Origin of the sequence: Amycolatopsis albispora (assembly GCF_003312875.1) — a bacterium.
Lineage (GTDB): Bacteria > Actinomycetota > Actinomycetes > Mycobacteriales > Pseudonocardiaceae > Amycolatopsis > Amycolatopsis albispora.
The window spans coordinates 1,574,563-1,592,231 of record NZ_CP015163.1; the positions used below are offsets into that span (position 1 = coordinate 1,574,563).

21 protein-coding genes are annotated in these 17,669 nt (G+C 71.4%); 12 read left to right on the forward strand and 9 right to left on the reverse strand.

Annotated elements, in window-relative coordinates; translation table 11 throughout:
* Positions 1-6 precede the first annotated feature (6 nt).
* A complete protein-coding gene (locus tag A4R43_RS07625; protein ID WP_113691670.1) occupies positions 7-1,287 on the forward strand; it encodes an aldehyde dehydrogenase family protein in 1,281 nt (426 codons plus the stop codon).
* Between the two features lie 3 nt (positions 1,288-1,290).
* On the opposite strand, the gene A4R43_RS07630 is transcribed toward A4R43_RS07625, so the two are convergent.
* Positions 1,291-2,085 carry an SDR family NAD(P)-dependent oxidoreductase gene (locus A4R43_RS07630; protein ID WP_205215265.1) on the reverse strand — a complete coding sequence of 265 codons (795 nt, stop codon included), beginning with the start codon at positions 2,083-2,085 and terminating at the stop codon, positions 1,291-1,293.
* 45 nt (positions 2,086-2,130) lie between these two features.
* Complete coding sequence (locus tag A4R43_RS07635; RefSeq protein WP_236808825.1) at positions 2,131-3,255, reverse strand: ANTAR domain-containing protein; 1,125 nt, start codon at positions 3,253-3,255, stop codon at positions 2,131-2,133.
* A gap of 72 nt (positions 3,256-3,327) precedes the next feature.
* Here A4R43_RS07635 and A4R43_RS07640 point away from each other — a divergent pair, with 72 nt between their 5' ends.
* Together A4R43_RS07640 and A4R43_RS07645 are read left to right on the forward strand one after the other, a co-directional pair.
* Positions 3,328-4,404 carry a carboxylate-amine ligase gene (locus A4R43_RS07640; RefSeq protein ID WP_113691672.1) on the forward strand — a complete coding sequence of 359 codons (1,077 nt, stop codon included), beginning with the start codon at positions 3,328-3,330 and terminating at the stop codon, positions 4,402-4,404.
* Positions 4,401-5,387 (forward strand): iron-containing redox enzyme family protein, encoded by a 987-nt coding sequence (locus A4R43_RS07645; protein ID WP_113691673.1) that lies wholly within the window; start codon positions 4,401-4,403, stop codon positions 5,385-5,387. The genes A4R43_RS07640 and A4R43_RS07645 overlap by 4 nt, the downstream gene beginning before the upstream one ends.
* On the opposite strand, the gene A4R43_RS07650 is transcribed toward A4R43_RS07645, so the two are convergent.
* Together A4R43_RS07650 and A4R43_RS07655 are read right to left on the reverse strand one after the other, a co-directional pair.
* On the reverse strand, positions 5,376-5,579 hold the full coding sequence (locus A4R43_RS07650; protein WP_113691674.1) for a CDGSH iron-sulfur domain-containing protein: 204 nt from the start codon (positions 5,577-5,579) through the stop codon (positions 5,376-5,378). The genes A4R43_RS07645 and A4R43_RS07650 overlap by 12 nt on opposite strands.
* Positions 5,566-6,261, reverse strand: a complete 696-nt coding sequence (locus tag A4R43_RS07655) for a methyltransferase (RefSeq protein ID WP_113691675.1) — start codon at positions 6,259-6,261, stop codon at positions 5,566-5,568. The genes A4R43_RS07650 and A4R43_RS07655 overlap by 14 nt, the downstream gene beginning before the upstream one ends.
* A gap of 158 nt (positions 6,262-6,419) precedes the next feature.
* Here A4R43_RS07655 and A4R43_RS07660 point away from each other — a divergent pair, with 158 nt between their 5' ends.
* From A4R43_RS07660 to A4R43_RS07675, 4 genes are all read left to right on the forward strand, one after another.
* The gene (locus A4R43_RS07660) at positions 6,420-7,247 is read left to right on the forward strand and encodes an SDR family oxidoreductase (protein WP_113691676.1); all 828 of its coding nucleotides are present in this window, start codon (positions 6,420-6,422) and stop codon (positions 7,245-7,247) included.
* A 78-nt stretch (positions 7,248-7,325) separates the two neighbouring features.
* The gene (locus A4R43_RS07665) at positions 7,326-7,625 is read left to right on the forward strand and encodes a DUF3040 domain-containing protein (RefSeq protein WP_113691677.1); all 300 of its coding nucleotides are present in this window, start codon (positions 7,326-7,328) and stop codon (positions 7,623-7,625) included.
* Between the two features lie 30 nt (positions 7,626-7,655).
* A complete protein-coding gene (locus A4R43_RS07670) occupies positions 7,656-8,390 on the forward strand; it encodes an ANTAR domain-containing protein (protein WP_236808826.1) in 735 nt (244 codons plus the stop codon).
* A 12-nt stretch (positions 8,391-8,402) separates the two neighbouring features.
* Positions 8,403-9,134 carry a GAF and ANTAR domain-containing protein gene (locus A4R43_RS07675; RefSeq protein ID WP_113691678.1) on the forward strand — a complete coding sequence of 244 codons (732 nt, stop codon included), beginning with the start codon at positions 8,403-8,405 and terminating at the stop codon, positions 9,132-9,134.
* A gap of 3 nt (positions 9,135-9,137) precedes the next feature.
* Here the strand turns inward: A4R43_RS07675 and A4R43_RS07680 are convergent, their stop codons facing one another.
* Positions 9,138-9,368: a hypothetical protein gene (locus A4R43_RS07680; RefSeq protein ID WP_113691679.1), complete on the reverse strand. Its 231-nt coding sequence runs from the start codon at positions 9,366-9,368 to the stop codon at positions 9,138-9,140.
* Positions 9,369-9,473: 105 nt separating this feature from the next.
* Here A4R43_RS07680 and A4R43_RS07685 point away from each other — a divergent pair, with 105 nt between their 5' ends.
* Positions 9,474-10,343, forward strand: coding sequence for a manganese catalase (locus A4R43_RS07685; protein ID WP_113691680.1), 870 nt, complete (start codon positions 9,474-9,476; stop codon positions 10,341-10,343).
* 209 nt (positions 10,344-10,552) lie between these two features.
* On the opposite strand, the gene A4R43_RS44435 is transcribed toward A4R43_RS07685, so the two are convergent.
* From A4R43_RS44435 to A4R43_RS07700, 3 genes are all read right to left on the reverse strand, one after another.
* A complete protein-coding gene (locus tag A4R43_RS44435; protein WP_113691681.1) occupies positions 10,553-11,416 on the reverse strand; it encodes an Asp23/Gls24 family envelope stress response protein in 864 nt (287 codons plus the stop codon).
* A 246-nt stretch (positions 11,417-11,662) separates the two neighbouring features.
* Positions 11,663-11,890 carry a hypothetical protein gene (locus A4R43_RS07695; RefSeq protein WP_113691682.1) on the reverse strand — a complete coding sequence of 76 codons (228 nt, stop codon included), beginning with the start codon at positions 11,888-11,890 and terminating at the stop codon, positions 11,663-11,665.
* Positions 11,887-12,558: a DNA alkylation repair protein gene (locus A4R43_RS07700; RefSeq protein WP_113691683.1), complete on the reverse strand. Its 672-nt coding sequence runs from the start codon at positions 12,556-12,558 to the stop codon at positions 11,887-11,889. Before A4R43_RS07700 ends, A4R43_RS07695 begins: the two co-directional genes overlap by 4 nt.
* Positions 12,559-12,661: 103 nt before the next feature.
* Between A4R43_RS07700 and A4R43_RS07705 the strand changes: the two genes are divergently transcribed.
* The 4 genes from A4R43_RS07705 to A4R43_RS07720 all read left to right on the forward strand — a co-directional run bounded on the left by A4R43_RS07705 (position 12,662) and on the right by A4R43_RS07720 (position 16,969).
* Complete coding sequence (locus tag A4R43_RS07705; protein WP_113691684.1) at positions 12,662-13,234, forward strand: TetR/AcrR family transcriptional regulator; 573 nt, start codon at positions 12,662-12,664, stop codon at positions 13,232-13,234.
* The gene (locus tag A4R43_RS07710; RefSeq protein WP_113691685.1) at positions 13,231-14,388 is read left to right on the forward strand and encodes an NADH:flavin oxidoreductase; all 1,158 of its coding nucleotides are present in this window, start codon (positions 13,231-13,233) and stop codon (positions 14,386-14,388) included. Before A4R43_RS07705 ends, A4R43_RS07710 begins: the two co-directional genes overlap by 4 nt.
* A 135-nt stretch (positions 14,389-14,523) precedes the next feature.
* Positions 14,524-15,906, forward strand: coding sequence for a glycosyltransferase (locus tag A4R43_RS07715; RefSeq protein ID WP_113691686.1), 1,383 nt, complete (start codon positions 14,524-14,526; stop codon positions 15,904-15,906).
* Between the two features lie 7 nt (positions 15,907-15,913).
* Complete coding sequence (locus A4R43_RS07720; protein WP_113691687.1) at positions 15,914-16,969, forward strand: DegT/DnrJ/EryC1/StrS family aminotransferase; 1,056 nt, start codon at positions 15,914-15,916, stop codon at positions 16,967-16,969.
* On the opposite strand, the gene A4R43_RS07725 is transcribed toward A4R43_RS07720, so the two are convergent.
* Complete coding sequence (locus tag A4R43_RS07725) at positions 16,957-17,607, reverse strand: ankyrin repeat domain-containing protein (RefSeq protein WP_113691688.1); 651 nt, start codon at positions 17,605-17,607, stop codon at positions 16,957-16,959. The two genes, A4R43_RS07720 and A4R43_RS07725, sit on opposite strands and share 13 nt — an antisense overlap.
* Positions 17,608-17,669: the final 62 nt, after the last annotated feature.

Below are 17,669 nucleotides of genomic sequence, written 5' to 3' on the forward strand. Positions count from 1 at the left end.
GTAACCGTGCACAACCCCGACCGGATCACCGAGACGCTCACCGTCGCCAGGCAGGCCCAGCGCGCCTGGGCGGCCACGCCGGTCACCGAACGCGGTGAGGCGCTGCGGCTGGCCGCCGCGGCGCTGCGCGCGCGAAGTGACGAACTGGCCAAGGCCAACGAATCCGACACCGGGCGGCCCGAAGCCGAGGCCGCCGAGGGCGTGCTGGCCGGTGCCGGAACCCTGGAGCAGTACGCCGAACTCGGGCCGGTGCACCGCGGCCGCACGCTGCGCGGTGACCTCTCGGCCACCGACTTCATGGTGCCCGAGCCGCGTGGTGTGGTGGTGGCGCTGACCCCGTGGAACGATCCCGTCGCCGTCGCGTGCGGGTTGCTCGGCGCGGCGCTGGTCACCGGCAACACCGTGGTGCACAAGCCGAGCGAGCGCGCGCCGATGACCGGCTCGCTGCTCGGGGAGATCCTGGCGGGCTGCCTGCCGGACGGCGTGCTGCAGACCGTGCCGGGTGACGGCCTGATCGGCGCGGAACTGGCCGGGCACCACGGGGTGGACCTGGTCGCCCACGTGGGCAGTGTGGAAGCCGGGCGCTCGATCGCGCTGGCCACCGCCCGCACGGGCGCGAAGGCGTTGCTGGAGAACGGCGGCAACGATCCGCTGGTGGTCGACGGGGACGTGGACCCGGTGTGGGCGGCCGGGCAGGCCGCGCTCGGCGCGTTCGCCAACTCCGGGCAGATCTGCGTCGCGGTGGAACGCATCTACGTGCACCAGGCGGTGGCCGAAGCGTTCGTGGCGGCGCTGGCGGAGGAGGCCCGCTCGCGTGGTCTCCTGCCGCTGGTGGACAACCGGCAGCGGGACGTGGTGGACGAGCACGTCCGCGACGCGGTGGCCGGGGGCGCCCGGCTGGTGGTGGGCGGGGAGGCCCCGGCGGGCCCGCAGTACCCGGCGACCGTGCTCACCGGCTGCACCGGCGAGCTGCGCGTGATGCGGGAGGAGACCTTCGGCCCGGTCGCGCCCGTCCAGGTGGTCCGCGACTTCGACGAGGGCATGGCCGAGGCCGCCACCGGCGAGTACGGGCTCGCGGCCACCGTGCTGACCCGCTCGATGGCCAACGCGCAGCGTGCCTGGCGGGAACTGCCGGTCGGCACGGTCAAGGTGAACGCGGTGTTCGGTGGCGCGCCCGGCGGGGCCGCGCACCCGCGCGGGGCGAGCGGCAGCGGTTTCGGTTACGGACCGGAACTGCTCGACGAGATGACCCAGGTCAAGGTCGTCCACCTCGAACCGGCACCCTGACGCTCATTCGGATTCGGCGGTCCCCGGCTCGGTCATCTGCCGGTGCTGCCTGGCGACCGCCGGATCCGGCAGCACGTTGCCCGCCGCGGCCTGCACCTTGTTCTTCGGCGAACCGGCCACCACGTGGTCCTCGCCCGCCATCAGCGCGTCGTAGCCCTGCTTGGCCACCACCGCCGGGCTGTCCTTGTCCGCCGCCCCGAGCTTGGTGTCGAGCATGTCCGCGCGGTCGAAGAACTCGGTGTCGGTCGGGCCGGGCATCAGCGTGGTCACCGACACCCCGGTGTCCCGCAGTTCCTCGCGCAGCGCCTCGGCGAAGGACTTGAGGAACGCCTTCGACGCGTTGTAGACGGCCTGGAACGGGCCGGGCGCGGTCGCCGCGACCGAGGAGGTGAACAGCACGCGGCCGGCGCCGCGCTCGGTCATCGGCGGCAGCAGCCGGTAGGCCAGGTGCACCGACGAGCGGACGTTGAGGTCCACCACGGCCAGCTGGTCCTCCAGTGAGCTTCCGCCGACGAAGGCGCCACCGGCGCCGACACCGGCGTTCAGCGCGATCGCGGCCACCGGCCTGCCGGTGCCCGCCACCTCGTCGGCCAGCTTCTCCACGCCCTCCTCGGTCCGGAGATCGGCCAGCACGGTTTCCACCCGCGTGCCGAACTCGCGTACCTCGTCCGCGGCGGCGTCCAGCTCGTTGTCTTCGGCGGTGACCAGCACGTCGAAGCCGTGCTTGGCGAACTGCTTGGCCAGTTCCAGCCCGATCCCGCTGGACGCGCCGGTCACCACGGCAAAGGGCTTTCCCATCGTCGCATTCATGCCCTTCCGGCTACCCGGCGCGACGGCGGCGAATCACCCGCGACGGGAATCCGGGCGGCTGAGTTCACCGTGTTCACCGCAGTGGCCGACGAGCGCGGCGGCGATGTCGGCGAGCTTGACGTTGACGTCCTGCGAGGTGCGGCGCAGCAGGTCGAAGGCCTCGTCGGCGGTGAGCCCCTGCCGCGCCATCAGAATGCCCTTGGCCTGGCCGATGACGTCACGGGCTTCGACGGCCGTCCTCAGGTGCGCGGCTTCGATCGCGGCGAGCTCGGCCACCTGGCTGCGGGCGATGGCCAGCGACGCGTGCGTGGCCAGCAGCAGGGCGCGGTGGCGGTCGTCGCCGGTGATGCCGTCGCGGTGGCTGTAGATGTTGAGCGCGCCGCCCAGCGCGACCGGTTCCGGTGACGGCTGCAGCGTGGTGGACAGCACCGAGCCGAGCCCGTTCCGGGTGGCCGCCTCGGCGAACTGGGGCCAGGCGCTGGTGGTGGCCAGGTCCTGTTCGACGACGTACCCGGGCCCGTCGGGACGGGCCACGTCGACGCACGGGCCGGTGCCGGTTTCGTACTGGGTCCGGTCCAGCTCGGTCGCCACCCCGTCGGTCTCCACCGGCGTGAAGAAGCGGCCCGCCGGGTCGCGCAGGGTCACGCTGACCACCTCGGCGTGCGGTATCAACACGGTGGTGGCGGCCGCCACCTGGCGCAGCACCTGCTCGAGCGTGCTCGCGTCCAGCAGCATCCGGGTGAGCGCGGCGAGCTGATCGTCGAGCCCTTCCATGGACTTGGGGGACTCCGGGAGGTGCCCGCGGACCACGGCGTCCACGGTGTCGTGCACCGGCAGCAGGTCGGGGCCCACCGTCGAGGCCACGAGCCGCCCGGCTGCGGTGCCGCGGCCGAGCACCGCGGCCGACCGGATGTCCTGCTTGGCGTTGCGCCGCGCGAACTCGCCGAGCATGCGGGCACCCGCGGCGGACAGGCCGTCGACGTCACGCAGGTCCAGCACCACGCACCTCGGCGGCGGCAGCACACCGGTGACATCGGCCAGTTTCACCGCGGTCCGCTCCACCTCCGCACCCAGCAGCAAGCCGGTCAGGCGCAGCACCAGCGCGGCTTCGACCCGCTCAGGACGGACCCGGACCTCGTACGACGTGTTCCCGGCCATCTCGACGGGGTACCGCGGTGGCCGGAAACGAAACCCCGGTTGACCGGTGGTGCGCGGGGGTAGCCGGAGCACATGGTCACCATGGGGGTCGAGGAGGAGTTCCTGCTCGCCGACGCCGGAACCGGAGCGGCCGCGCCCGTCGCGGAGGAGGTGCTGCGGGCGGCGTCGAACGACGTGGTGCGGCGGGAGCTGCGGCCGACGCAGATCGAGGTGGCCACCGGTGTGTGCCACACGGCTGGCGCGCTCGCGGCCGAGCTGAGCGCTGGACGCGAGCTGGTCGCGAAGGCCGCGGCGACCGCCGGGGCCGTGCCGCTGGCGACCGGCACGCCTGGTGGATGGTCGCTGCCGTCGCACCCGGCGCGTGGCCGGGCGCGGACGATCACCGAGCGCTACCGCGGGGTGGTCGGCGACTACGAGGCCTGCGGCTGCCACGTCCACGTCGGCGTGCCCGGCAAGGAGACCGCGGTGGCCGTGCTGAACCACGTGGGACCGTGGCTGCCCAGCCTGCTGGCCCTGTCGGTGAACTCACCGTTCCACAATGGACTCGACACCGGGTACGGCAGCTGGCGCATGGTGCAGCAGTCCCGGTTCCCCGGCTCGGGCATCGCGCCGTGGTTCAGCGGCCACCAGGCCTACGAGCGGGAGGTGTCCCGCCTGGTGGACTGCGGGGTGCTGGTCGACGCGGACATGAGCTTCTGGCTGCTGCGGTTGTCCGGCAAGTTCCCGACCGTCGAATTCCGGACCGCGGACACCGCGGGCACGGCCGGTGAAGCGCTGCTGCAGGCGTTGCTCTGCCGCGCGCTGGTGACCAGGGCGCTGGCCGAGCTGGACGCCGGTCGCGAAGCCCGGCCGTGCTCTCCGCAGGTCGCCGCGGCCGCGGTGTGGGCGGCCGCGCGGTACGGCCTGGCCGGGGAGGGCGTGGACGTCCGGGCCGCCCGCCCCAAGCCCGCCGGCGTGCTGGTCGCCGAACTGCTCGCGGAGGTCGCGCCCGCGCTGGAAGAGCACGGCGACCTGCCGCTGGTGCACCAGCTCGTCGAGTGGGTGTGGCACCACGGCACCGGCGCCGACCGGCAGCGTGAGCGCGGCCTCACCGGGGCCTGGCGCCTGATGCGGGTGAAAGGTCACGAACCGGGTACCCCGCCCGCGTGACGGAAACACTGGTTCAACTCGGCGCGACCCTGCCCGCCGCGCGCGGTCCGATTTCGGCTGTGGTGCTCGACGTCCTGCGGGGACGCCAGGGCACCGGCGCGCTCCGGCAGTGCACTGTGGACGATGGCAATGGCGAGGACGCGCAGCTAGCGCTGCACATCTGCTACGAGCTGCACTACCGCGGTTTCGACGGCGTCGACGCGGGCTGGGAATGGGACCCGGAGCTGCTGCGGTTGCGGGCGGAACTGGAGGAAGCGTTCCTGGCCGACCTGCGCGCGGGCGTCGCCGGTGGTGACGACGTGGCGGGAGAACTGGACGCGCTGCTGGTGGAAACCGTGCCCGGCCGGGGCCTGAGCCACTTCCTGCGTGACGATGCCGAGTGGTGGCAGCTGCGGGAGTTCTTCGTGCACCGCTCGATCTACCACCTCAAGGAAGCCGATCCGCACGCGTGGGTGATCCCGCGGCTGCACGGGCGGCCGAAGGCGGCGCTGGTCGCGGTGGAGTTCGACGAGTTCGGCGGTGGCCACCCCGACCGCGTGCACGCCCAGCTGTACGCCGACCTGCTCGAAGCCGCCGGGCTTTCGCCGCGTTACCTGCACTACCTGGACGACGTGCCCGCGTGCATGCTGGCCGTGGTGAACCTGATGTCGTTGTTCGGGTTGCACCGGCGGTGGCGCGCGGCGCTGGTGGGGCACTTCACCGCGGCGGAGATCACCACCGGCCCCAGCGCGCAGCGGATGGACGGCGCGCTGGAGCGTCTCGGCGGTGCCCCGGAATGCCGCCGGTTCTACACCGAGCACATCGAGGCCGACGCCGTGCACGAGCAGGTGATGCGTCACGAGGTGGTGGGCGGGCTGCTCGAGCAGGACCCGGAGCTGGCCGGTGACCTGGTGTTCGGCATCCAGGCCACCGAACTCGCCGAGCAGCGCTTCGCCGACCACGTGCTGGGCCGGTGGGCGGCCGGGCGGTCTTCACTCCGGTGATTCGCGCACCTTCCGGCGGTGGCTGGTGTCGCACAGCGGGAACCGCTTGCTGCGGCGGCAGGCGCAGATCGCCACCATGAACCGGTCGCAGTGCAGCGTCCCGCCATCAGGCAAGGCCAGGTCCACCGGGCCTTCGACCAGCACGGGCCCGCCCGGCTCGACGACAACGCGGCGGCGGTCAGCGTTCGGCACGGATCACCACCAGGTCCTCGTGGCGGCGGCCCCGTTCGATGAGCCCCGCGTCCTCCAGGAAGGCGGCCCGCGCGTGCATTACCGGCCCGAACGGGTTGCGGCGCCGCGCGACCTCTTCGGCACGCAGCCCACCCGCCCGCAGGCGGTCCAGCGTGGTGTCCACTCCGGACACATCGGAGTGCACCAGCAGCAGGCAGCCGGACGGCGCCAGCAATCGGGGTGCCAGGTCGCACAGCGGGTCGAGCAAGGTTCTGCCGTCGGCGCCCGCGTCCCAGGCCCGGGCGGCGCGATCGGCGGTGGCGGCCGCCGCGGGCACGTACGGGGGATTGGCCAGTACCAGGTCGAACCGGCCATCGGTGTCCATAAAGGACTGGCGGCGCGCCCGTACCGGCAGGCCGTGCCGGAAGGCGTTGAGCCACACCGAAAGCACGGCCCGCCAGGAGATGTCCACGGCGGTGACCTCGGTGCCACCCAGCCGCGCCGCGGTCAGGGCCAGCGCGCCGGTGCCGGTGCAGACGTCCAGGACCCGGGCGCCCACCGGCGGTGGCATCCGCGCCACCACTGAGGCGAGCAGGTGGGTGTCGGCCTGCGGCCGGTAGACCCCGGGAAGCCGGACCAGCGGCAGGCGCGGCGACCCCGGGCCAGCTGGCGTGCGGACAGCGAATTCTGCCGTGGTGGCCATGTGGCACTCCTCGAACTCCGTGTGACACGACCACCGTCGACCGTGCCGGGCAACCGTGGAGTACCCGCCGGTTCGCGGTTAAACCGGCGCGCGTTTCCGCGTGCGCGGCCCGGGTAGCCGACTGGAGAGGGAGATCATCGACACGGAGGCACTCCACCATGGCTCTTCCGGCACCGACCGCGGGGGAGACCGCGGACCCGCGCACCGCGATCGTCACCGGCTCGGACTCCGGCATCGGCCGCGCCATCGCGGTGGCGCTGGCCGGCGGCGGACTGGACGTCGGCGTTACCTACCACCGTGACCGGGAAGGAGCCGAGGACACCGCGCGGGAAGCGCGCTCGCACGGCGTCTCGGCACACGTCCGGCGACTCGACCTGACCGAGCTGCCCGAGGCCGCGGGGGTCGTCGACGAGCTGGCCGACGAACTCGGCGGCGTCGACGTGCTGGTCAACTGCGCGGGCACGGGCAGCGCGGAACTCGCGCTGGACATGGACTTCGACACCTGGCGGCAGGTGGTGTCGGTGGATCTCGACGGGGTGTTCGCCTGCAGCCAGCGTGCCGCGCGGCGAATGGTCGCCGCCGGGCGGGGTGGCCGCATCATCACCATCACCAGCGTGCACGAGCACGCGCCGCGTGTCGGGGCCGCGCCGTACTGCGCGGCGAAGGCAGGCGCCGGCGCGCTGACGAAGGTGCTCGCACTGGAGCTGGCCCGGCACGGCATCACGGTGAACTCCGTGGCGCCCGGCGAGATCTCCACCCCGATGACCGGCCAGGCCGACGCGGACCCGCGAGCCCAGGAACGCCCCGGCGTGCCGCTCGGCCGGACCGGGGACGCGCGGGAGGTCGCCGCCGCGGTGGCGTTCCTGGCTACCCCGGCCGCCGCCTACATCACCGGTGCCTCGCTGGTGGTCGACGGCGGCATGCTGCTGATGGGACCGCAGGCAGGGGGCGAGCTCGGCACGCACGAATGGCGCACGATCGGGTGAACCGCCCGTGCATGAGACGGCTTTCGCGGGGAAGCCGGAGAACGGGGACCCATCACGACCTGAGTCCAGGAGGACGGCATGAGCGAGCCAGACCCCCAAGTACTCCGGCAGATCGAGAACGGCCTGCGCGCTGACGACCCGCGCCTGGCCGCTCAGCTCGGGACCAGCCCCGAAGTGCGGGCGCAGCAGTGGCGCGTGATCCTCGTGCTCGCCGACATCACCGTGGTCCTGATGGTGACGGTGGGCGCCGCGGGCGGTGGCGCGGCCCTGCTGCTGTGGGGACTGCTGGCCGCGGGCTGCCTCGGTTACGTGCACTGGCTCAAGCGCGACGAGCGGCCGTTTGCCGACGACCAGCGCTCGCGCTGGGGTAGCTCGTAAGCTGGGCCACCATCGGAACGAACGCTGCCGGTGGAGAGGATCGCTCGGGTGGATGGCAGGCGCGACCGGCTCTGGCGCACCATCGCGGAATGGGCGGAGCCGCGCGGGGAGCGGCCCGGCTGGGCACAGGAGATCTGCGTCGAGACCGTGGCCGGGTTCCGTGGCGTGGACGCGGCCATGCTCACCCTGTGGACCAAGGCCGAGCGGGCGCAGGAGATCCTCGGCGCGAGCGAGGACTGGGCGGCGCGGGTGGTGGAGACGCAGTACACCGTGGGCGAAGGGCCCGGGGTGGAAGCGCTGCGCGGCGGCGGCCGGGTGCTGGTGCCCGACCTGCGCGTGGAGCAGGTGCGGTGGCCGGGATTCGCGGAGGAGGCGCTCGGGGCGGGCGTGGCGGCGATGTTCGCCTTCCCGCTGCGGTTCGGCGCGATCCGGATCGGCACCTTCGAACTGCTCCGCCGTGCACCCGGTGCGCTCGCCGGGGAGGAACTGACCGACGCCGCGCTGGCCGCGGACCTGATCGCGGCCGGGCTGCTGCGGCAGGCCGAGCGGGCGGAACGAGCCGGGGAGGACTTCGAACCGCGGCTGGTCACCTCGTTCGAAGACGTCAACGTCGCCACCGGCATGCTGGCGGCACGGCTGCAGATCGGCTTGGAGGAGGCGTTCGCCAGACTGCGCGGGCACGCGTTCGGGCAGGGGCGGTCCGTGCTGGAGGTCGCCCGTGATGTCATCGACCGACGCATCGCCCTGGACGAGTTGACCGAGTGAGACGGAGGAACCATGTCTGAGCTCACCTCGGGCAGCCCGCTGGTGACCACGCTGGCCGAAATCACCTCGGGGCTGGTGCACAGCCCGGACGCCGAGACCATGCTGCGCCAGGTGGTGGCGGCGGGCACCAGCCTGATGGCGGCCGACGCCTGCGGCCTGATGCTGCACGACCCGCGCGGCGGCCTGGAGGTGGTGGCTGCCTCGGACATCCCGGCCCGCCTGGTCGAGGCGCTGCAGGCGCAGATCGACGAGGGGCCCTGCGTGGAATGCGTCGCCACCGGCAAGACCGTGGTGGCCGCCGAGCTGGAAGCCGAGGGGGAGCGCTGGCCGGGTTTTGTCCCCGGCGCGCTCGAACTCGGGTTCCGGTCGGTCATCGCGATCCCGCTGCTGCTGGACGGCCGTGGCGCGGGCGGGCTGAACCTGCTCTACCGCACCCCGTCGGACCCGTCGCCGGAGCGGCTCGTGGTGGGCCGCCTGCTGGCCGACCTGACCTTGCTCGGCCTGGTGCAGGAACGCGGTGACCGGCGGGCCGGCCTGCTCGTCGAGCGCACGCTGATCGCGCTGGACAGCCGGGTCCGCCTCGGCCAGGCCATCGGCATCGTGGCGGGCACGCTCGGCATCGACCCGATCGAGGCGAAGAGCCTGCTGGTGGAGCACGCCGGCCGGCACGGGCAGGCGCCGCACGAGGTGGCGCGGGCGGTCACCGAAGGCGCCCTTCGCGCGCAGGCTCTCCGCGGGGAGTAGCCGCTACAGCAGTTCAGGATCGGTGCCCTGGTGGGCGCGCGCGTCGATCTGCGCCGAGATGCGGTTGGCTTCGGCGAGCGGCCCGTCCTGACCGTCGTCCAGTCCTTCGCGGGCCAGCGCGCGTCCGCAGACGCGCCACGTGCACAGCACCCCGGTCGCCTTCTCCATGGCGGCGCGCCGGTCCGCGCCCGCGGCCAGCCTGCGGGCCACGGCTTGTTCTCGCGCGGAGGTCATGCCGCCCACGTTCCTCTTCGAAGCGGGAAAACGCCAGGTTCGCATGGATGGGATTTCCGGGGGAAGCCCGTGGGGTATCGCCATCGAATCCAGGAGGTAACCACGGTGTTCCGGCACACGAAACTGCTGCAGTTCGAAGCAAAACCGGAAAAGCCCGACGCCGTCTACGCGCGGAAGCTGCAGGAGCTGATCGGCGGGGCGTACGGCGAGATGACGGTGACCATGCAGTACCTGTTCCAGGGTTGGAACTGCCGGATGGAGGGGAAGTACAAGGACCTGATCATGGACACGGCCACCGAGGAGATCGGGCACGTGGAGATGCTCGCGACCATGGTGGCCCGGCTGCTCGAGGGCGCGCCCGCCACGGCGACCGCGGAGGCGGTCAAGGACCCGGTGATGGCGGCGGTGCTCGGTGGCATGGACCCGCAGCAGGCGATCGTGGCCGGCGGCGGGGCGATGCCGAACAACGCGCAGGGCGTGCCGTGGATGGGCTCGTACATCGTGGCCAGCGGGAACCTGCTGGCCGATTTCCGCGCGAACGCGGCTGCCGAGGCGCAGGGCCGCTTGCAGACGGCGCGGCTGTACAACATGACCGACGATCCCGGCGTGAAGGAGATGCTGAAGTTCAACCTGGCCAGGGACACCGTGCACCAGAAGCAGTGGCTGGCCGCGATCGCCGAACTGGAGGCCGACGGCCTCGAGGACACGCCGATCGCGCCCAACACGTTGTTCGACGAAGAGGACCAGACGCACAACAACACGATCTGGCACCTTTCGGACGGGCCCGACGGTGCGTCCGGTGGCTGGAGCAAGGGTGAGCAGGCGATCGAATACCTGATGGAGCCCAAGCCACTGGGCGGCCCGGGCACCGCACCCAAACCGGACCCGGCGCTGTACGGCACCTACTCGGCCGCCAAGGACGCGGCAGGCACGGTGAAGGGCAAGGCGAAGGAAGCCAAGAACAAACTCAAGTGAGCTTTTGAGGGACCGCCCCGGATGCACACGCCTTCCGGGGCGGCCCCGATGTCACGAATGTGGCTTTCGAGACGTTTCGCGTCCCGAATGTGGCTTTCGAGACGTTTCGCGTCCCGAATGTGGCTTTCGTGACGCGACCGGCGACAGTGACCGCCCGCGCGAACCCCAGGACCACGAGAGCGGCTGCCGCGGACACGAATGTTCTCAGGTCAGCTCTCGTCGGGGAGGTGGATGTCGGCGACGCGCACGTCCACCGCTGCCACGTCGAGCCCGAGGAACTGCTCCACGGCGTCGATCACGTCGACGCGCAGCCGCTCGGCCAGCGCCTTGACCGCGTGCCCGAACTCGATCACCAGCGGCACCCGGATCGTGGCGACCTCACCCTCGATGTCGACGGCGACGCCTTCGCCGAGGGAGTGCACGCCTTCGACCTTGCGGGCCACCATGGTGACGACCTTCTCGACCACTTCGTCGTCCACCGACGTGCTGCCGCGAGTGGCGGCCGCGGGCCGGGCGGCGGCCTCGGCGACCGGCGCGGCGAGGGCGACCGGCGCGTCCTCCTCGATTGGCGCGTCTTCCTCGGCGGCGGCGTGCGCGTCTTGGTCGACTGGCGTGTCCTGCTCTACCGGCGCGTCCTCTTCGAGTGCCGCGTGTGCGTCCTGGTCGACTGGCGTGCTCTGCTCGATTGGCGCGTCTTCTTCGGCGGCGGCGTGGGCGTCTTGGTCGACTGGGGTGTCCTGCTCGATTGGTGCGTCTTCTTCGGCGGCGGCGTCTGCGTCCTGGGCGAGCGGCGTGTCCTGCTCGTCCTCGTCTTCCTCGGTGATCTCGGCGATCTCGTCGGCGGCAACTTCGTCATCGTCGGCGGCATCGGTGGTGGCCTCGTCGCCGGTGATTTCGGTGGGTTCGGCGTCGGCGGCGGTCTCGGCGGGTGCGGCGGTTTCGGGCGAGCGCTCGGTGGTTTCGGCAGCGTCGTCCGCAGTGGCGGTCGTGGTGACGGTGGTGCTGCCGGGAGTGGCGGGGTGCGGGTCGGAGCTGGTCGTGCGGCCGAAGATGCTGTTGATGACGTCGGACATGGTTTCCCCTTTTCGGGAGCGACGACTTCGGGACAGGGCGAGCAGACGGCGCCATGATAGGGGCCACAAGCCACCCCCGGACGGCGGCCCCGGCTTCGAGATTCCCTTGTGTCCCAGACATGTTCGGGCCGAGACCTGGTCACGATCCCGCTCGTCGTTCGCCAAGAGTTCACCCGTCGGCTCGGTCACCGTTTGCCGAGGTTAGAAATGTCCACAATGGACGAACTGGCCTGGTTCACCCCAAGCCTAGGCGGGGCCGCGAACGGTCAGGACCACCCGCAGCACGTGCTCGACCGCGGCCGGGAAGGCGGCGCCCCGCAGCTCGTCACGCGCGGCGAGGGTGTGCCCGGCGAACTCCAGCATCCGGTCTTCGCCCAGCCGCCGCACCACCAGTTCGGCGATCTCCTCCAGGTCGAGCCCGGGGTGGTCCAGCCGGACCAGCGCGAACTCCACCACCAGTTCCTCGTCCGTCACGACACGGTTTCCTTCCGGCGTACCATTTCCCTGATCCAGGTGGGCGCGAACGGGGAAGTGCAGTTCGGCGGCGTCGGGTAGTCCTTGAGCACTTCCAGCCGTTCGCCGATGTCGAGCGCGCGGGCGCGGTGGGCGGGGTGCTCGATCCCGATCTGCGCCAGCGTGTGGTTCATCGCCCACTGCAGGCGGTCCGGCGCGTCCTTCAGCTCCGCTTCGATGGCGTCGAGCAGGCCGGCGAGGTCGAGCCCGTCCGGCTTCTTGGCCACGCGTTCGGTGGTCAGCGCCCACCCCGCGCTCGCCACCACCGGATCCGGATCGGCCGACCACGCCACCCGCAGGTCTTCGGCGTGCGGGCTCTTCTTCACCACGTAGTTCACCAGCCAGTCGTGCACCTTCGGCGCGCGTGCCTCGCGCAGCATGCCGTCCAGCTCGTCGCGGGAGAACGCCTTCGGACGGCTGATCAGCAACGCCAGCAGCCGCGCCGCCGTGTCGCCCGTGGCCCAGAGTTCGAGTGCGAGGTCCTGCTGCGTCTTCAGCCGCTTGGCGATCGCGCGCAGCTTGCTGAGGTTCACCCCGTGGTCGTCGCCGTGCTTCTCGTTCACCGCGCGGGCCTTGGGGTCTTCGAGCGCGGCCAGCTCCGCCAGCAACGCGGGCACCGTTTCCGCCACCGTTGTCCCTCCACGTCCTCCGGGTGTGTCACCACCAGCTTATGCCCCAGCACCGTTTCAATCAGTGATTGATTTCGTACCCCGGCTGTGGTGAGCTGACTGGGTGCCCGGCACCGACGCCACCACCCGAGAACGGCTGCTCACCGTCGCCGAGCGGCTGCTGCTGGAGTCCGGCTACGACGCGGTGTCCGTGCGCGCGATCAACAGCGCGGCCGGGATGAACCCCGCCGCCGTGCACTACCACTTCGGCTCGAAGGACGCGCTGATCGCCGCGTTGCTCGAGGCCCGGCTCGCGCCGGTGTGGCAGCGGCGGCTGGACGAGGTCGCCGCGCGGCGCCGCGACGGCTGGGTACCGGAGGTGCCGGAGCTGGTCGACCTGGTGGTGACCCCGCTCGCCGAGCTGGCCGCGGACCCGGTCGGGCACCTGCGGCTGCGGCTGCTGGCGCGCTTTGTGCTGGGCCGTGGCGAAGCGGGGTGGACCTCGCGGTGGTTCGGGCTGTCGCCGTGGGTCGAGCTGCTGCGGGACGCGCGGCCGGAGCTGTCGAAGGCGGACGCCGCGCGGCGCTGGCTGCTCGCCTTCGGGCTGATACTGCAGTTCTTCGCCGACGGCATGCCAGGCGAGGTGCCGGTGGCCACGCTGCGCGCGTTCGTCACGGCGGGACTGGCGGGCTCGTGACCGGCGTGTTCGCGCCCGCTCACCTGGGCCCGGTGCGCCTGCGCAACCGGATCATCAAGGCCGCGACCTTCGAAGGTGCCACCCCGGACGCGCTGGTCACCGATCGGCTGATCGAGTTCCACCGGCGGGTCGCCCGCGGTGGTGCGGCGATGACCACCCTCGCCTACTGCGCGGTGTCCCCGGACGGGCGCACCGACCGGCACCAGCTCTGGATGCGGGACGAGGCGGTGCCCGGCCTGCGGCGGTTCACCGATGCGATGCACGCCGAGGGCGCGGCGGTCAGCGCGCAGCTCGGGCACGCGGGCCCGGTGGCGAACGCGGCGTCCAACCGGCTGCCCGCGCTGGCCCCGGGGCGCTTTCCCAATCCGCTGGGCATGCGGCTGACCCGACCGGCCACAGTGGACGATCTCGGCCGCGTCGTCCGCGCGCACGCCGAAGCCGCGCGGCTGGCGGTCGAATCGGGTTTCGACGCCGTTGAACTCCACTTCGGACACAACTACCTGGTCAGCTCGTTCTTCAGTCCGCGGTTGAACCACCGGGACGACGCCTACGGTGGTTCGCTGGAGAACCGGGCACGATTGGCGCTGGAGATCGCGCGTGCGGTCCGCGACGCGGTGGGCGACCGGATCGCGGTGACGGCCAAGCTCAACATGGACGACGGTGTGCCGGGCGGGTTCTGGCTGGACGAGAGCGTGCGTGTCGCGCGGTGGCTGGAGGCCGACGGCACGGTCGACGCGCTGCAACTGACCGCGGGCAGCTCGCTGCTCAACCCGATGTACCTGTTCACCGGGGACGCGCCGCTGCGCGAGTTCGCCGCGCGGTTCCCGCGTCCGGTGCGGTGGGGGGTGCGTGCGGCCGGTGGTGCCTTTCTGCGCAGTTATCCGTTCCAGGAAGCGTATTTGCTGGACCGGGCGCGCCAGTTCCGCGCGGCACTGGACCTGCCGCTGATCCTGCTCGGCGGGATCACCCGGCTGGAGACGATGGAACAGGCGCTGGCCGAGGGTTTCGCGTTTGTCGCGATGGCACGGGCATTGCTGCGCGAGCCCGATCTGCCGTCGCGCCTGCGGGCCGGAGCCCGCTCATTGTGCGTGCACTGCAACAAGTGCATGCCGACCATCTACCGCGGCACCCACTGCGTACTGGCGACGGACTGATCACCGCAAATCGTGCGTTAAGCGACAAGTAGGTCGTTCCGACTAGGGTTTTTGCTCGACATCGGGCGACTGCGCCGATCCTTGCGGCATGCTGCGGCGAAGACGTCCGGCGGTCACCTCGAAGGGGAGTTGCAGATGGGTTCGAGTCAGCACCCGATTCTGTTCGTGAGCTCGGTCGGCAGCGGGCTGATCAACACGATGCTGGTGCTGGCAGGCGAGCTTTCCCGCCGGAACGTGCCGGATCTGTGGTTCGCCACCGACGAGCTGCGACGGTCCGATGTGGAATCGATCGACGCGGGCACCCCGGTGGAGTTCTTTTCGCTCGGCGAGCACCACCCCGACGTGCTGTCGGAGAACTGGGACGAGGAAACCTATCGCGCGGTGACCCAGCGGTCCCGGTTCAAGGCCCGCCGGGCGATCATCGCCAAGAACATCGATCCGCGCCAGCGCGTGCCAAAATACCGCAAGCTGGAAGAAGCCGTCGAAAAGATCCAGCCCGCGCTGATGGTGATCGACTGCATGTGCCAGTACGGCATCGAGCTGGCCATCACCCAAAAGATCCCGTACGTGCTCAACGTGCCGTTCCTGCCCAGCAACGTGCTCGTTTCCTACGTCCCGTTCGGGAAGTCCTACGCGCCACGCGATTTCCCGGTGCCGCATTCCGGCCTGCCCCACCGGCAGAACCTGGTGCAGAAACTGCAGAACCGGCTCATGCAGTTCCGCACGATCGCGATGGGCCTGTCCTCGTCGATGCGCAAGCAGTGGATGGAAGACGCCGCCGTGCGCAAGGAACTCGGCATCGCGCCCGAGGTGGCCGGGCAGTTCACCCGCGTCGAGCGCGCCGAGCTGGCGCTGGTGCACACGGTGCGCGAGCTGGACTATCCGACACTGTCCATTCCGGACAACATGGCGCTGGTCGGCGCGGTGCTGCCGCCGCTGCCGCAGGCGCCCGGAGCGGAGCTGGGGGAGTGGCTGTCCGCGCACGACTCGGTGATCTACATCGGACTCGGCACGAACACCCGGCTCACCGCGGACCAGGTCGGCGCGGTGGTCGAGGTGATCCGGCGCCTGGAGGGCCGGTACCACGTGCTGTGGAAGCTGCCGGAGTCACAGCAGAAATGGCTGCCCGGCGACCTCCCCGCCAACGTGCGGATCGAGAGCTGGGTACCATCGCAATTGGACGTACTGGCCCACGAGAACGTCAAGCTCTTCGTCGGCCACGCGGGTGGGAACGGCTTCTCCGAAGGCATTCACTTCGGCAAGCCGCAGGTGCTCCGCCCGATGTGGGTGGACACCTACGACCAGGCCCGCCGCGGCCAGGACTTCGGTGTCTCGCTCACCCTCGACAAACCGTGGGAACTGCACGCCGGCGACCTGCTGGACAAGATCGAGCGCGTGCTCGCCGACGACTCCTTCCGCGTCAACGCGGAGAAGTACGCCCGGCTGTTCGCCGAGGCGGGCGGACGGCAGCGCGCCGCCGACCTGATCCTCGGTCTCCCCGCGATGGAACAGGACTGAACGCGGCATGGCCATCACCTATCCGATCTCCAAGCCCTGCCTCGGCGGCAACGAGCTGGCCTACGTGACCGAGGCGGTCACCGGGAACTGGATCTCCTCCCAGGGTCCGAACGTCGCCCGCTTCGAGCAGGCCTTCGCCGACTACAACGGCGTGGCGCACGGCGTCTCGTGCTCGTCGGGCACCGCCGCGCTGACCGTCGCGCTGCGGGCGCTGGGCGTCGGCCCGGGCGACGAGGTGCTCGTGCCGGAGCTGACCTACGTGGCGTCCGCGTGGGCGGTGACCTATCTCGGTGGCACCCCGGTCTTCGTGGACTGCGCCGACGACCTGACCATCGACGTCACGCGCATCGAGGACCAGATCACCGCGCGCACCAAGGTGATCATGCCGGTGCACGTGTTCGGCAGGCAGTGCGACATGACCACGATCCTGCGGCTGGCCAGCGAGTACGGGCTGCGGGTGGTCGAGGACGCCGCCGAGGCCCACGGGGTCCGCCCGTCCGGCGACATCGCCTGCTTTTCCTTGTTCGCCAACAAGATCATCACCGCCGGCGAGGGCGGGATCTGCGTCACCGACGATCCGTGGCTGGCCACGCAGATGGCGCACCTGCGCGGGCTGGGCGCCAGCAGCGAGCACAACTACCTGCACCGCAAGCTGGCCTACAACTTCCGGCTCACCAATCTCCAGGCGAGCGTGGCACTCGCCCAGGTGGAACGACTGGACGAGATCCTCGCGGTGCGCGCGGCCATCGAGAAGCGCTACCAGGCCGGTCTCGAAGGCGTCGACGGGCTCACGCTGCTGCCACCGCGTGACGTGCTCTGGATGTTCGACCTGCTCGCCGAGGACCGGGACGAGCTGCGGGCCTATCTCGCGGGCGAAGGCGTCGACACCCGGCCCTTCTTCATCCCGATGAGCGCGCAGCCCATGTACCGCGACCCGGACTGGCCGGCGCTGAACGCGGCGAGGTTCTCCGCGAGCGGGCTCTACCTGCCGACCTACACCGGCCTGTCCGAAGGCGACCAGGACTACATCATCGGGAAGATCCGCCGCTTCTACGGCGCCTGAGCACCGGCGGCGGTGAGAATGGCGGCGACCTCGGCCTGGCCGTCCGCGCGGGCGTGCGTGAGCGGTGTGACGCCGGAGCGGTCGGCCAGGTTCACGTCCGCGCCCGCGGCGATCAGGATCCGCACGATCTCCTGGTAGCGGTCGCTGCCGTCGCCGAGGATGACGGCTTCGAGCAGGGCCGTCCACCCGGGATTGTTCACGTGGTTCACGTCGATCCCGGTGCCCGAGGCGAAGCGGACGTACTCGACGTGGCCGCGTTCGGCGGCGGGGATCAGCGACGTGCCGCCGAACCGGTTGGTGATGGTCAGGTCGGGTTCCGCGGGCAGCAGCGCCCGCGCCATCGCCACGCTGCCCGTCACGCCCGTGACCAGCCACGGGGTGTCGTGCCGGTGGTCGAGCGCGTCGGGCTCCGCCCCGGCGGCGACCAGCAGCGACGCCACCTCGACCCGGTCCGCGGTGGCGGCGAGCAGCAGCGGCGTCCGGCCAGCGCTGTCGCGGACCTCGAGATCGGCACCGGCCGTGATCGCCGCGCGGACCACGTCCGCGTCACCGCGTTCGGCGGCGGCCAGCAGGTCGGCGGCCGGAACCGGCGCCGGGCTGGGCACCGGCTGCGACCGCGCAGTCTCCGGGGTGTTCATGGGCGCTCCACTGGGCGAAGGGCCCGGCGCCTGGGGTGAGCAGGCGCCGAGCACGAGGGTGG